This is a genomic window from Kribbella sp. CA-245084, from assembly GCF_050942355.1.
In the GTDB taxonomy this organism is placed as follows: domain Bacteria; phylum Actinomycetota; class Actinomycetes; order Propionibacteriales; family Kribbellaceae; genus Kribbella.
Genome location: NZ_CP192053.1, coordinates 4,551,769 through 4,565,843 on the forward strand (window position 1 = coordinate 4,551,769; position 14,075 = coordinate 4,565,843).

Consider the following 14,075-nt stretch of genomic DNA (forward strand, 5'->3'; position numbering starts at 1 on the left):
ACCCGGTCAGGCCGCCGTCGTACCGGCTCGGGCGATCGCCTGGACGGCGCGGACCCGCCCGTCGGTCAGGGCCTCGGTCAGGTGAGTCACGCGCTCGCGGAAGGTCGGGACGAACGCGTGCAGTCCGAGCGGGCTCGGTGGTTGAGACTGGATCATCCGCATCATGGCGCCGACCTGGTCGGTGAGATCCGCCCAGTGCGTGACGGTGAAGCCTGCAGCCTCGATCTCCGTACGCAGAACGCTCGGCGGGACCAGGAAGCTGTGCTCGGGGCCGTCCGCCCAAGGCAGCGGATAGTCGAGCTCTCGGCCGTCGCCGGCCATGATGTCCCAGAGCGCGAGCCGCCCGCCATCCCGCAGTACCCGCCTGGCCTCTTGGTACAGACGGTCCTTGCGCGCCACATTCATCTGCACATGCTGGCTGAACACGACGTCGACGGATCTGTCATCCAGCGGCAGCGAGGTCACGTCTCCCTGCCGTACGACGATCTTGTCGTCGAGGCCGACGAGCCGGTTGAGCCAGTGCGCGGTCTCGCAGTACTCGTCGGACAGATCCACAGCGGTCACAGCGCAGCCGAAGCGGTCCGCCAGGTATCGCGCTGTACCGCCGATGCCCGAGCCGTCGTCGAGCACCTCGCTCTCCGGCGTCAGCTCGAGCAGGTCCACCAGTTGCACCGTCGCGAGCCGCCCGCCGGTGTGGTAGTCCTCGACCAATGCGAGATCTTCCGGCTTCAGCCCATCGAGGTCCTTGCCCGCAGCAACCAGAGCTGCGGTGATCCCGTCCCGCACTCTGCCGGTCACGTACTGCGCGGGAACGGTTGAGTCCTTCATACCAATGCCTCCTTGACGCCGTGCTGGCCGGCGAAGCGGGTGATCGCGTCAGCGAGGAGCGCCGGTTGTTCGCTGGTGGTCAGATGGCCGCCGGGGAACGTGACGATCTCGGCGTCGGGCACCCGTTCGCGGGTGACGTCGACCTGGCGGTGCTCGTACGGGTCTTCAACGCTCCCACCGACGGCGATGGGCACAGCGCCCTTCAGCTCGCGGGCAATCGCGGCGAGGTCCCAGCGGCCGGCATTGCGGCGGTGTTCCTTGACGAAGCCCGCGCCCTCATGGAGGAACCTCGCACCGTCGCGCCGTACCAGCGCCGACCACACCTCGGCCATTTCAGCCTCACTCGGCTCGTTGCCCTTCGAGTACAGATTCGCCTGCTTGAAGCCCTGCGCGAGCACCATCGGCGACTTCTGCGAGCCCTTGGCCACAAACGCCCCGAGCGGCGACCTCAGCAGCGGCGTACCGCGCCACGGATGCGAGTGAGCGTCGGCATACAGACCGCCGTTGATCATGAACACCGCAGTGATCACAGGCCCACCCGGCCGTTCCAGTTGCCGGCGCAACAACTCGAGCAACGCCAGCGAGGTGTAGTCGAACGTGACCACGGCGGTACGACGTACGCCGAGGTGCCGCCACCATGCCCCGATCAGATCGGCACGCTCCACGGTCGAGTACGGATAGCCCCTCGGCTTGTCGGAGTCGCCCTGGCCCACCGGTTCGACGTACAGCCGTGGGCCGAGCTCGGCCGGCAAGAGCCGATCGACCTGCGCCCAACCGTATGAGCCCTCGGGGAATCCGGGCAGCATTGTCAGCCACACCGTGTCCGGACTCGCCGCACCGGTCTTCCGGCCGAAGACCCTCATCAACCCGGCCCTCGCCTCTCCCTCCGCGTGAGGCAGCAGACGAGCTGCCGCGGCGTCGTACCAGCGGCGCTCACCGCCGCCGAACCACTCCTCGGCCGTCACAAATGCTGTGCTTTTGTCGTTGTCCTCTTGCCGCTCTGGTTCTGCGACTGTGTTCCCGTCCATCGGACGCCTCCCTATTTAGTGGACACTGTCCACATTAGCGGCCTTGGTGGACAGTGTCCACATTGTTATGCTGAGGGCGTGACGACGGCCGATCCAGCACCGGAAGCTCCGCCCCGACGACGGCGCCCTCGCGGTGACGTGCGCGCCGGCCTGGTCGCGGCCGGGGTCGAGCTGGCTCGCGCCGGCGGTCCCGACGCCGTCGTACTGCGGGAGGCGACCCGCGCGGTCGGCGTCGTACCGAACGCTGCCTATCGGCATTTCGCCGATCGCGACGAGCTGCTCGCCGAGGTGTGTGCCGCCGCGATGCTCGAGCTGGCTGACCGGATGACTGCCGAGATCGCCCGCGTTCGCGGCAAGCGCGGCAACCCTGCGGCCGCTCAGCGTCGCCTGGGGGCGATCGGTACGGCCTACATGCGTTTTGCTCACGAGGAGCCCGGTCTGTTTGCCGCGGCGTACGCCCTTCCTGAGCAGCACGCGTACGGCACCGCGGCGGAGCCTGACCGCACTCCGTTGAGCCTCTTGCGCGCCGCCTTGGACGAGCTGGTTGAAGCCGGGGTCCTGTCGGCTGTGCGCCGTGAGGGGATCGAGTATCCGATCTGGGCCACGGTGCACGGCACGGCGACCCTCACGACCTACGGGCCGCTCCGCGACCTCACGGAGTCGCAGCTCCGCCAAGTTGAGGCGCAGACCCTCGCCTTCATCGGCAACAGCTTCACGCAGTAGCTGTCAGGTCGGCGGCCGTCTGGTCGGCTGCGGTCGTGAGGCCCGGCTGGAGGCGTCGTACGACTTCCAGGTGGTCGGCGGTCCAGAGCATGCGGATCGCGGTCGGCGTTGCCCGGCCGTCCGCGTCGTACAGGTCGCGGCGAACGGCCTCGAGCAGGCGGTGCTTCGTCTCGTGGTCGTACGCGAGCGGCTCGGGGATCTTGCCTTGTACGTCGAGGGCGGCGGCGAGGGTCGTGTACCAGTTGAGCAGGCGGTCCGCCAAGGCGAGCAGGGCCGACTGAGCGGCAGCACGGTCGTCGGACGGCGGCTGGCCGTCGGCGTACCGCTCCCACAACTCCAGTACGGCGTCCGCGGCCAGGCGGACCGCGACGACGCCGGTGACGAGTGCCGTCATCTCGCTGAGCGGGATCGGCTTCGGGCCGCGTTCGGCGAGGTACGTGCGGAAGGCGTCGTCGAGTCGACGGGCTGCAGCGGCGGCTCGGCGGCTGTCTTGTGGTGTGGTCGGACGGGACCCGGGCGCGCAGCAGGAGACGGCGTACCCGACGGCGCCGACGAGGTAGTTCACGCTGTCGACGTACGCCTCCGACAGCGCTTTGCCGACTGCGGCGGATGCTCCTCTTGGCCAGAACAACAGTCCGACCAGGACGCTGACCGCGCAGCCGAGGGCGATGTCCTCGATGCGGAACAGGATCAGCGACCAGCCTTCCGGCGCGGCGATGTTGAACAGGATCACCAGCGTGACGGTGAACGCCGCCTGCCCGGCTGCGAACGAGACCGCTGCGGGCACGATGCCGGCGAACAGCACCGCGATCGGCAGCAGGATCCACAACGCGATCCTGTTCTCGCCGATGAGAGCCAGCAGGCCAGCTCCTAGGACGGAGCCGACGACTGTGCCGCCGATCGCGCGGTACGCGTTCTGGCCGGTGTTGAGCGCGTTCGAGCGGAGTACCGACAGCGCTCCGAGGATGACCCAGAAGCCGTGCGCGACGCCGGTGAAGTTCGCGACGCCGACCGCGATCGCGAGGCCGACGGCGCCGCGGATGCTGTTGTGCAGCCAGACCGAGTGCGGCTCGAGGTGTGCGGCGGCGCGTTCGGCGGCGCTGGCGAAGGGCGCTGTCAGTGACTTCGGCTCGCGGCCGAGTAGGCGATCGGTCCAGCCGCGCTGGTCCGCGACGCGAGCGGTCTCGACGTTCTGTCCGATCAGCAGTACGCCGAACGCGAGCTCCTGCGCCCGGAAGGACACGTTCAGGGCGCCGAAGAAGCTGGCCATCCCTGTGTTTCGTACTGCTGGCAGGCGAGCGACCGCGCCCTTTTCGAGCGCGGTGACGGCATCCCGGAGGAGCGCTGTCGCGGCGGTCAGTTTGTCCGGTGCGAGGGTTGGGTCTTCTAGTAGCTCGGCGCTGAGCTCGAGGACGGTCGCCGCGGCGAAGTGGACGGCTGACGAGTCCGGGTCGTCCGCGGCTCCGCGGGCAGCGGCCGGGCCGGATTCGTTGAGGATCGTGGTCAGCCAGGTGAGCTCGTCGACGAGGCGGACGAGTGCTCTGGAGCCGGTCGAGAGGCCGGTGGGTCGGTAGGGCGTCGCGGTGAACGTACGACGGAGCTCATGGATGAGGGTGGTGGTCTGTTCGGTCCGCATTGTGCAGACATCGACGGTGTCGCTGGCTTCGGCACGCAGTTGCATCGCGGCGGCCCGGCATACTCGCGCTGCTGGAAGGCCGAGCGGGTCGACTGCGGACCGGGGCCAGAGAAGCAGCACGGCAAGGACGGCCGCCAGGCCTGCGATCGCGACACCGGCGAGCCGGTCCGGCAGCATCGACATGGGCGTTGGCGTTGCCACCGAGAGGATGAACGCCAGCAGCAACGAAGTACTCGCGCCAGCCAGCACCGAGCTGACAACACCGGCGAACAGTACGGCGAAAGCCACGACGACCGTGCCGACGATCGCGGACCAGACGGACTGGCCGGCCAACGTACCGAGCGAGACGAGCACGAGCCACGCGATCGCGAGCTGAACCTGCGCCCGCAGGCGCTGGATCGTGCTCCCCGAGAAGTCGACCAGCAACAACATCGCAAACGCCCCGAACGCCGCAAACGTCGCGACGACCGGCGCCCGTAGTACCTCCGCACAAAACGCAAACAACGCCGGCATAACCAACGCCGTCCGCCCCGCCCGCCGAGTAGCAGCCAGCCCACCATCCCGCCCCCGCAACCACCCCACAACCCGCCCAACGCTCGCCACCCCGCCAGTCTCCCCCGCATCCCTCCCCCCGCGCTACGCAGGTGCGGATGGAAGCCCCCCGCGGATTGCTCGCGCTGCTCGCCTGCGACGACAGCGGTTGGCGGGCCGGGGTTGGCGGCAGCGTGGCTGCGGAGATCGTCGGCACGCTCGTGGAGGCGAACTGCGCCGGCTGGATGACCCGGAGGGGCTGGTCAGAGCGCGCCGAGGTCCACCGTGACCGGGAACGGTGCTGTGGCCTTGACTTCGCCGGTGAAGACTTCTGTGTCGCGGTAGCTGCCGACGGCCGGGTCCAGCACGTAGGTATACACCAGTGGGATCCCTGTGGCCGCCTGTTCGACACGCCAATAGAACGCGATCCCGGCCTTCGCGTACTGATCCACCTTGACGACCCTGTCGGTGGTCTCCGAGCCGGGAGACACGACCTCGACGATGAGGAGCACGTGCTGGGGCCGGGTTGGGGAGATATCGATCGTGTCTGCCCGATAAACCACCACGTCCGGCCGGCGGTTCGTCAGCGGGACGTCTTGCAGTCGGACATCAAAGTCTGTGTCGGCATTCCACTCCGGACCTGCCGCGAGGTCCAGCGCGTTCGCAAGGAGGCGCGCGAGTCGATTGTGGCGCTTGGAGGCGCTCGGGGTCACGACGACCATCCCGTCCACGATCTCAATACCAGCACACTGTTCGGCGGACCACGAGTCGTACTGCTCAGCTGTGATCTGCGCATGCATCCACGCCGGAGCGACCATGTCAGCGGTCACGGCATGCCTCCCTCGAGTCTGCAACGGGCACAGCGCTATGGCTGTGAGCATACCTGGGACAGCAGCGGTCAATGCCGGACGTGACCCGACGGACGGGTGCGGAAGAGTGGCGTGGTCACGCGTGTCGGTCGGCGGCTGGTGGGATGGTTGCGCCATCGTGACACCCGGGTTTGCGGGTACGCCGTGAGCCGGGCGGACAGCGGGCCAGGTTGCCCGCCGATGACACGCAGGGTTTAGCTTGCGCCATCACCGTTGCACCTCACCACAGGCCAGGACGCGGGATGTCTTGCCTAGACTTCGCACGCGAGCAGCGCGAGCAAACCGCGGGCGGTAGCCCGCAACTCCCGGCGCTAGCCGGAAGACCCGGCGGCAGCCGGAAGGTTCGGTTGGGCTGCTCTCCCCGGCCGGGCTACTTCTTGTCGGGGTCGATTACCTCGCCCTGGATTATGTCGTCGGAGGATGACGGTCGGGGTGGAGTAGGCCCGCCGCCGGCGCCGGGGATGAAGCCGCCCAGGCCTGCGGTGCCGAGTTGTGTGTTGAGGCGGCGGGTGAAGAACGACGACATCGCCCGGCGAGCTAGCGGTCGGGTGAATGGGAGGACGAAGAAGAAGCCGAAGATGTCGGTGACGAAGCCGGGGGTCAGCAGGAGGGTGCCGCCGACAAGGACGAGGGCGGCGTCGGAGAGTTCGCGGCCGGGCATCTTGCCGGTTTGGAAGGCGGACTGGAGGGCGTTCCAGGCGCGCCGGCCCTCACGTTTGATGATCCAGGCTCCGAGGGCGCTCTCGACCAGCAGCAGGGCGACCGTCGGCCAGCCGCCGATGACCTGGCCGATCTGGATGATCACGTAGATCTCCAGGATCGGCACCACCAACAGCGCCAGCGCGATGAACCACGGCATGTTCTACCCCTTCGAGCGACCCCGCCAAGAGCACAGTCACCCCAGTGTTACAGGTCAGGCCGGGACCTTCTCGCGAGTCCGGGTGGAATCAGGGGCCGGTGGGGGTTCCGGGTCGTCGCCACGCCGGCGACGCCGAGCGATCAGGCCGAGGACCAGACCGACGAGCCCGAGGCCGCTGAGGATCCACTCGGGCCAGCTGCCGATCGTGGTCGCCAGCGTGTGCCCGTCGCGGACCGGCACGGTCGCGACGTACACGTCGGACACGAACTGACCCGACTTGTGCTCAACCGTCCCGTCCGGACGGATGACGCCGGAGATGCCGCTCGTCGACGCGATCAGCACGGTCCGCCCGGTCTCGATCGCCCGCATCCGCGTGATGGCGAATTGCTGCTCGGGCTGACCCGTCCCGCCGTACGTCGCGTTGTTGGTCTGCACGATGAGGACCTGCGCGCCGCCCTTCACCACATCCTGGATGACGTTGTCGTACGCGAGCTCGAAGCAGATCACATCGCCGTACGTGACCCCGTTGATCGGCATCACGCCGGGACCGACGCCCGGCACGGTCTGCGCGCCGATCATCTCCAGCCGCTTGATGTACGGCAGCAGCTGATTGCGGAACGGGATGTACTCACCGAACGGCACCGGGTGTCGCTTCGCGTACCGCTGCCCCGGCCCGGTGACCGGATCCCACACGATGCCCGTGGTCTGCCGCTCGTTCGGACCGGGTCCCTCGGTGACGGCACCGACGAGGATCGGTACGCCGACCGCGCGCACCGCCTCCTCGATGTCGGCCCGGGTCTCGTCGTCCTTGTACGGGTCGATGTCGGTCGAGTTCTCCGGCCAGATCACGAGGTCCGGCTTCATCTCCGTACCGGCCTGGACCCGCTTCTCCAGGTCGAGCGTCGCGTTCATGTGGTTCTTGGTGACCGTACGAGCGCGCCCCAGGAACTCCAGCCCCTTGCCGGGCACGTTGCCCTGCACCATCGCGGCCTTCACGGTCTTCCCGTCGCCCTGGATCGACAGGTGGATCAACGAGCTGCCGAACACGATCGCCAGACCGGCAACGAGCGCCACGGCCCGCAGGCGCAGTCCGCTGGCCCGGCGGAGTACGGCGTACACGAGGACGCCGACGAATGCGACGACGAAGCTCAGCCCGGGGATGCCGACGTACGCCGCCAGCTTGCCCAGCGACGCATCGGAGAAGGCCCACGCGAGCCGTCCCCACGGGAACCCGCCGAACGGCACCGACGCGGTCGCGAACTCGGTCGCCACCCACAGAGCCGGGATCCACAACATCCACAGCTTCAGCTTCAGCACCTGCGTCGCGAACAACCCGAAGACCGCATAGAACAGCCCCTCGAGCACGGCGAGGGCGATGGCCGCGTCGCCGCCGATGATGCTGAGCCACGGCACCAGGACCGCGTAGTACGCGATCCCGAACCCGGCGCCGACGAGGAAGCCGGCCTTCATCGAGATCCCGTCCAGCGCGGCCAGCAGCAGCGGTACGGCGACGATCGTCAGCCAAGGGTGGTCATGCGGTTCGAACGCGAAGCCGAGCAGTGCGCCGGCGGCGACTGCCACCACCACTCTCGGCAGGACCCGCCCCAGAGCCTTCAATCGGTCCACGCCGTACCCCTTGTCCTCACTTACCGACCCGCGCGCCGGTCGCACGACCGTACAACGTCCCGGACACGCAAATGTATCCGGTCAGTAGCCACTGGGCGGCGATCGCGGAAAGTGAAGAAGTCGTCACGTTCAGGAAGGTGGATAGAGGAAAGAGGCTCAGCGTGCCTTCGGACCAACCGCCGATGCGCTGGCTGCGAACCGTCCGGCTGTTGTCTACTGGCCGCCGAGCCTCTTCCACCTCTGCCCCGCGGGGGGCTAACCACCGGCAATCTCAGCCCCCGTCGACTCAAGCCTGGCTCTGACCTGGTCAGCGTCGCGGGATCATCGGTGGCCGAACTTCTTGTGACCGTTGAACAAACGGGATATGACGACTCCCAAAACGATGCTCGCTGGCGGCGACGGTGTCAACCTCTCCCCCGGCTCCTTGAGCCCGTTGTAACACTATCGGCTGCCCTGCAAGGGAAAACGAGGAACTCTCAGCAGGGTCACGTTACAGAGCGGTATCGGCACTCCACGTGATCGTTACCCAGGGCAACCAATCGTCACCCAACCGGTACGACGACCGTTCCCTTTGCGCGCGTGATCACAAGCGGCTCGTCCAGTACTTCGGCGGCCGACTCGGACTGGTCCGGGCGGCCGCGGCAGACGACGTACGCGCTGAACTCGAGGTCGCGGCTGCGGTTGCCGACCCGGGTGATCGTTGCCTTAACCTCGACAACGTCGCCGGCCCGCAGCGGCTGCAGGAACTGCACATCGGAGTACGACGCGAACAGCCCCTCGTCGCCGTCGGACTGGATGCACACCTCGGTCGCGACGTCACCGAACAGCGCCAGCACGTACGCGCCGTCGACCAGGTTCCCGGCGTAGTGGGCGTGACTGTAGGGGACGTACCGCCGATGCGTGGCGGTCAGCCCGATGGTTGCCTTCGACACCTATGCGCTCCTCTTCGCTGGGACCTTCTTCGTCACCAGGGCATCGACCAGGTAGCTGGCCACCTCGCCCGGCGTGGTGCCGCGGCCGAACACCCGGTCGACACCGAGCTCGCCGGCCATCTGCTCGGTGAAACGGGGGCCGCCGGCAACCAATACGGGCCGGGCGTCCTCGGCGTACGCCTCCCGGAAGGCGGCGGACATCTCCTTGGTGTTGAGGACGTGCGCCTCGCGCTGCGTCACCACCTGGGAGACGAGGATCGCGTCGGCCTTGTCGGCCTTCGCCCGGCGTACCAGCTCAGGTACGGCGACCTGCGCGCCGAGGTTCACAACCTTGAGCTCGCGGTAGTACTCCAGGCCCTTCTCGCCGGCGAACCCCTTGATGTTGAGGATCGCGTCGATACCGACCGTGTGCGCGTCGGTACCGATGCAGGCGCCGACCACCGTCAGCCGGCGGCGCAGGCCCTTGCGGATCGCGAGGTTGACCTCCTTCGGCGACAGCAGCGGGTAGTCGCGCTCGATCACCTCGACCTTCGACGTGTCGACCAGGTGGTTCACCGGCCCGTAGACGACGAAGAACGTGAAGTCGTCGCCGATCGGCTTCGAGTGCACGACCAGGGCGGGATCCATGCCCATCTTGTTGGCCAGTTGCACCGCGGCGCCCTCGGCCCGCTTGTCGTGCGGGACCGGCAGCGTGAACGACAGCTGCACCATCCCGTCACCGGTGGTGTCGCCGTACGGCCGGATGATGCTCATCGGGTGCCCTCCTCGAGCAACTCGATCGCCGGGTTGTAGTACTCCGACGACTTCCGCGCGACCCCGTCGAGACCGCGGCCGGCGTCCTGCGGACGCTTCATCAAGCCGAACGTGCCGTCGCCGATCGCGTTGAGCAGACCGTCGTCGACGATCTCCTCCAGCAGCTCCACCGACTCCCCCAGCACCTGCCGCGCCCGCTGGGCGATGAACCCGTTCGGTTCCGGCCGGAAGTCCTCGTGAAGGTTGCCTGCGGCACCCAACACGTAGCGGACGTTCTGCAGCGCCAGGTCGCGGTCGGAGATCCACGGTGTCACGACCGCCTCGGTCATCATGCCGACCAGCAGGATGCCCTGCCCGGTCATCGCGCCGACGAGGTTGAAGAACCCGTCCAGCAGGTACCCGCGGAACACGTCGCCGGTCATGTGCCGGGTCGGCGGCATCCACTTCAGCGGCGCGTTCGGGAACAGCTGCCGGGCCAGCATCGCGTGCGCCAGCTCCATCCGGAACGAGTCCGGCAGGTCCGGGTTGATCTCGAAGGCGTGCCCGAGGCCGAGCTGCCAGTCCTCGAGACCGGCTTCCTTGGCGAAGTACTCGTTCAGGAGCTGCGAGACCGTCACCGTGTGCGCGGCCTCGACCGCGTCGGCCGTGGTCAGGTAGTTGTCCTCGCCGGTGTTGATGATGATCCCGGCGCGGGCGTGGATCTGCCGGCTGAAGCGCTGGTCGACGAACGTCCGGATCGGATTGATGTCGCGGAAGAGGATCCCGTACATCGAGTCGTTCAGCATCATGTCGAGCCGCTCGAGCCCGGCCAGCGTCGCGATCTCCGGCATGCACAGGCCCGACGCGTAGTTCGTCAGCCGGACGTAGCGGCCCAGCTCGCGCGAGGAGTCGTCGAGCGCCGCCCGCATCAGCCGGAAGTTCTCCTGCGTCGCGTACGTGCCCGCGAACCCTTCCCGGGTCGCGCCCTCCGGGACGTAGTCCAGCAGCGACTGCCCGGTCGATCGGATCACCGCGATGATGTCGGCGCCCTCCCGCGCGGCCGCCTGCGCCTGCGGGATGTCCTCGTAGATGTCGCCGGTGGCAACGATCAGGTAGATCCACGGCCGCTGCTTCGGATCGCCGTGACGCTTGATCAGCCGGTCCCGCTCCCGCCGCCGGCCGTCGATCCGCTTCATCCCAGCGGCCGCTGCCTTCCGCGCAGCGGTTCGAGCGCGTACGCCGTCGCGTCCCTCGGGCATCCGGAACGTCACCGAACCGGACGCCGCCTTCTGCGCCAGCACGGCCAGGTCCTCGGCCTCACCACGGATCAGCGCATCCCACACCGGCAACGCGAGCCCGTGCTCGAGCCCGACGTCGGCGCGGACAGTATCGGCGAGCCGGTTCACCCACGGGATGCCCTCGCTGTCCGCACCGGTCAGCCCGGCAAGCCGCAGTACCGCTCGCTCAACAGACACCGTGGTGTGCTGCTGAGCGAGGTTGACGATCGGCTTCCCGGCCTTGCGGGCCAGACTGCGCGCCTTCCGGACGGTGACCGGATCAAGGTCGAGCTTCTTCACTGGGACCATCCCTTGACTTCATAGATGACGCGACCGCCCACGGCAGTCCGCACGCAGGTAGGAGTTCCCTCACTCAGATCCGGCAGCACCGGCACGCCCGCGCGCGGGTCCGTCGACCAAGCGGCGACCCGCTCGTCCGGGGTCTGTACGACGAGGTCCGCGTTGGTCTGCCAGATCGCGTACGTCGCTGCCGTGCTCGGCGCGAGTACGCCGGCGTCGTCGATGCCCGCGGCCCGCCAACCGCCTCGCGTATGCGCCTGGAACGCGGCGCGCACGGTGATCCGCTCGGACTTCTCGTGATGGAACGCGGCCGCGCGGACCGCTTCCCATCCGCCGAGCTCCGTCACGGGCGCATCCGATCCGAACGCCAGTACGACGCCTGCGCGGGCCAGCGAGCCGAACGGGTTCATCCCCTGCCAGCGGTCGCCGACGCGCTCGGCGTACATGCCGTCCGGGCCGCCCCACAGGCCGTCGAACATCGGCTGCACGCTGGCCACGACGCCGCAGCGGGCCAGGATGGCAATTGTTGCCTCGTCGACCATTTCGACATGCTCGAGCCGGTGCCGGGCCGCGACCAGGGCCTGGAGGCCGACCTTCTCGGCGGCGAGCTCGAAGCCGCGGGCGATGTTGTCGAGCGCCTGGTCGCCGATGCAGTGGAAGCCGGCCTGGACGTTGCGCTCGGTGCAGGCGATCACGTGATCGGCGATCTGCTCGGCCGTCAGGTAGGCGTGACCGCGGTGGTCCGCGCGATCGGCGTACGGAGCCTTGAGTGCTGCTGTGCGCGAACCGACGGCGCCGTCGGCGTTGAGGTCACCGGCCAGGCCGGCGAGACCGTAGGTGCCAATGTGCTCGAAGACGCCGGGCTCGCCCCAGTAGAGCGTTGCCGACAGGCCGAGCTCCTCGGCTACTTCGCGGACGATCGGCAGCTCCCACAGCGGCCCGATGTGCGGCGCCGCCATCTCGTGGAAGGCACCGATACCCTTGGCTGCCATCTGCTGCAACGCCGCTCGGATGTCGAGGCGGCGCTGGTCCGCGCCGATCAGCTCGCTCAACGCGTCCCGGACCGCATGGTGCGCGTCGCGCTCCACGCGACCGCTCGGGTCGTAGCCGTCAAGGCGCGCACCCGGGTCAGCGCCTTGCGCCGCGGCGACCAGCGCGGACGAGATCACTCCGGAGTGGCCGTCGACGCGCGACAGGTACACCCGGCGACCGCCGCCGGCGCGATCCAGCTCCTCGGCCGTCGGAGGTCGGCCCTCCGGCCACTTCGTCTCGTCCCACCCCGCGCCGTCGACCACCGCATCCGCCGGTAGCTTGGCAGCGAACGATGCAAGCCGGTCGAGTGCTTCGGTGAGCGACGTCGTACCTGCGAGATCGAGACCTGTGAGGAGCGCTCCGGTCTGCGCGGTGTGCACGTGGGCGTCGACGAAAGCAGGCGTGACCAGCTTGCCGTCGAGGTCGATCACCTCGTCCGCGCCGTCGGCGTACGAGGTCGCGCCGGTGTCGTCACCCAGCCACGTCACCACCCCGTCATCGAAGGCGATCGCGGTGGCGTGAGGGTCGGCAGGCGAATAGACGGAACCGTTCGTCAGAAGTGTGCGCACGAACTAATCCTCCGCCAGCCTGCTCTCGAACAGACCACGGACACCCGGCTCGGCACGCAACAGCTCCAACGCGAAGTCCGCGTGCCCGGGCACATACCCATTGCCGACCAGCATGGTCACGTCGGCAGCAAGCCCTTCCGCGCCGAGGGCCGCGGCCGAGAACGACGTCGCCATCGAGAAGAAGATCACCGTGCCGCCGGCGGCGGTCGACAGTACGGCGCCGTGCTCACAGCCGGGTACGTCTACGCAGACGACGGTGATGTCCGCCGGTCCCCCGGCCTCGGCGACCGCGTTCGCGAGCGCCACCGGATCGCGGGCATCGGCCAGCGCGACGACGTCGGCGATACCGGCCTCGGTCAGCTTGTCCTGCTCGGCCTGGAACGGCACGACCCCGATCGTCCGGGCAGCTCCGGCCGAGCGTGCCGCGGCCAGCGACAACGACCCGGATTTACCTGCGCCGCCAATGACTGACACGACAGGCTTTAGCCCTTTGTCGACATACGAACGGACCACGCGAGCGGTCAGCGCGGGCGCTCCGCAGACGTCCATGACGGCCAGCGAGAGCTCCGGCTTCAGGTCGTCGGGAAGCTTCGCGACGATCGACCGCGCGAACAGGATCGCGTGACCCTGCGCCGGGACCTGCTCGCTCTTGCCGTCCCAGTCGGTCAGTTCGTCGGTGATCTGCAGCGGGGTCAGCGTCAGCGAGACCAGCGTCGCGACGCGGTCGCCCTTCTGTACGCCGAGCGGCGAGTCCGGGCCGGCCTCGTCGACCACGCCGACGAGCATCCCGCCGGAGCCGGTGACCGGGTTCTGCATCTTGCCGCGGGCCTTGACGATGTCCAGGACCGCCCGGCGGATCGCCGTACCGTCGCCGCCGTGCGTCTCGGCCAGCTGGCGGTACGACGCGGCGTCGAGGTTGAGCCGCTCGACCGCGATGCGCACCTCGTCGGGCCAGATCTCGGGACGTGCGTCGAGTCTGTCCGCCGCCTGCGGCAACACGCCCGACGGCGTGAGTACGCGGTGCAGTCCTACTGGGCTCGACGACACATGTCCTCCTCGTTGCGGTCAGGCAAAATACTACTCAGATCACGCCTTGACGAGAATTCTTGCGGCGTACTGTTGGATCTGAGGGA

Annotated in this window: 12 protein-coding genes; 1 reads left to right on the forward strand and 11 read right to left on the reverse strand. The window is 68.4% G+C overall.

All coding sequences use genetic code 11. The features are described 5' to 3' along the window. Positions 1–6: 6 nt before the first annotated feature. A complete protein-coding gene (locus tag ACQPYH_RS21915; RefSeq protein ID WP_432894188.1) occupies positions 7–828 on the reverse strand; it encodes a class I SAM-dependent methyltransferase in 822 nt (273 codons plus the stop codon). Continuing rightward, positions 825–1,856, reverse strand: coding sequence for an alpha/beta fold hydrolase (locus tag ACQPYH_RS21920; protein WP_432894190.1), 1,032 nt, complete (start codon positions 1,854–1,856; stop codon positions 825–827). Before ACQPYH_RS21920 ends, ACQPYH_RS21915 begins: the two co-directional genes overlap by 4 nt. Before the next feature lie 138 nt (positions 1,857–1,994). Here ACQPYH_RS21920 and ACQPYH_RS21925 point away from each other — a divergent pair, with 138 nt between their 5' ends. Beyond that, on the forward strand, positions 1,995–2,579 hold the full coding sequence (locus tag ACQPYH_RS21925; RefSeq protein WP_432894452.1) for a TetR/AcrR family transcriptional regulator: 585 nt from the start codon (positions 1,995–1,997) through the stop codon (positions 2,577–2,579). On the opposite strand, the gene ACQPYH_RS21930 is transcribed toward ACQPYH_RS21925, so the two are convergent. The 9 genes from ACQPYH_RS21930 to ACQPYH_RS21970 form a co-directional block, all read right to left on the reverse strand. Continuing rightward, positions 2,569–4,728 carry an FUSC family protein gene (locus ACQPYH_RS21930; RefSeq protein ID WP_432894192.1) on the reverse strand — a complete coding sequence of 720 codons (2,160 nt, stop codon included), beginning with the start codon at positions 4,726–4,728 and terminating at the stop codon, positions 2,569–2,571. The two genes, ACQPYH_RS21925 and ACQPYH_RS21930, sit on opposite strands and share 11 nt — an antisense overlap. A 281-nt stretch (positions 4,729–5,009) precedes the next feature. Next, positions 5,010–5,468 (reverse strand): Uma2 family endonuclease, encoded by a 459-nt coding sequence (locus ACQPYH_RS21935; protein ID WP_432894194.1) that lies wholly within the window; start codon positions 5,466–5,468, stop codon positions 5,010–5,012. A 517-nt stretch (positions 5,469–5,985) separates the two neighbouring features. After that, positions 5,986–6,474: an FxsA family protein gene (locus tag ACQPYH_RS21940; RefSeq protein WP_432894196.1), complete on the reverse strand. Its 489-nt coding sequence runs from the start codon at positions 6,472–6,474 to the stop codon at positions 5,986–5,988. 54 nt (positions 6,475–6,528) lie between these two features. Further along, complete coding sequence (lnt, locus tag ACQPYH_RS21945; RefSeq protein ID WP_432894198.1) at positions 6,529–8,100, reverse strand: apolipoprotein N-acyltransferase; 1,572 nt, start codon at positions 8,098–8,100, stop codon at positions 6,529–6,531. Between the two features lie 542 nt (positions 8,101–8,642). Beyond that, positions 8,643–9,032, reverse strand: coding sequence for a hotdog domain-containing protein (locus tag ACQPYH_RS21950; protein WP_432894200.1), 390 nt, complete (start codon positions 9,030–9,032; stop codon positions 8,643–8,645). Then, the gene (locus ACQPYH_RS21955) at positions 9,033–9,785 is read right to left on the reverse strand and encodes an OAM dimerization domain-containing protein (RefSeq protein ID WP_432894202.1); all 753 of its coding nucleotides are present in this window, start codon (positions 9,783–9,785) and stop codon (positions 9,033–9,035) included. Next, the gene (locus tag ACQPYH_RS21960) at positions 9,782–11,341 is read right to left on the reverse strand and encodes a lysine 5,6-aminomutase subunit alpha (protein WP_432894204.1); all 1,560 of its coding nucleotides are present in this window, start codon (positions 11,339–11,341) and stop codon (positions 9,782–9,784) included. The genes ACQPYH_RS21955 and ACQPYH_RS21960 overlap by 4 nt, the downstream gene beginning before the upstream one ends. Then, a complete protein-coding gene (locus ACQPYH_RS21965; RefSeq protein ID WP_432894206.1) occupies positions 11,338–12,942 on the reverse strand; it encodes an amidohydrolase in 1,605 nt (534 codons plus the stop codon). Before ACQPYH_RS21965 ends, ACQPYH_RS21960 begins: the two co-directional genes overlap by 4 nt. A 3-nt stretch (positions 12,943–12,945) precedes the next feature. After that, positions 12,946–13,989, reverse strand: coding sequence for an L-erythro-3,5-diaminohexanoate dehydrogenase (locus tag ACQPYH_RS21970; RefSeq protein WP_432894208.1), 1,044 nt, complete (start codon positions 13,987–13,989; stop codon positions 12,946–12,948). Positions 13,990–14,075: the final 86 nt, after the last annotated feature.

Bases quoted from the DNA above. Each gene is read 5' to 3' on its own strand.
- ACQPYH_RS21915 (WP_432894188.1), bottom strand. From the start codon at position 828: ATGAAGGACTCAACCGTTCCCGCGCAGTACGTGACCGGCAGAGTGCGG.
- ACQPYH_RS21920 (WP_432894190.1), bottom strand. From the start codon at position 1,856: ATGGACGGGAACACAGTCGCAGAACCAGAGCGGCAAGAGGACAACGAC.
- ACQPYH_RS21930 (WP_432894192.1), bottom strand. From the start codon at position 4,728: ATGCCGGCGTTGTTTGCGTTTTGTGCGGAGGTACTACGGGCGCCGGTC.
- ACQPYH_RS21935 (WP_432894194.1), bottom strand. From the start codon at position 5,468: ATGGTCGTCGTGACCCCGAGCGCCTCCAAGCGCCACAATCGACTCGCG.
- ACQPYH_RS21940 (WP_432894196.1), bottom strand. From the start codon at position 6,474: ATGCCGTGGTTCATCGCGCTGGCGCTGTTGGTGGTGCCGATCCTGGAG.
- ACQPYH_RS21955 (WP_432894202.1), bottom strand. From the start codon at position 9,785: ATGAGCATCATCCGGCCGTACGGCGACACCACCGGTGACGGGATGGTG.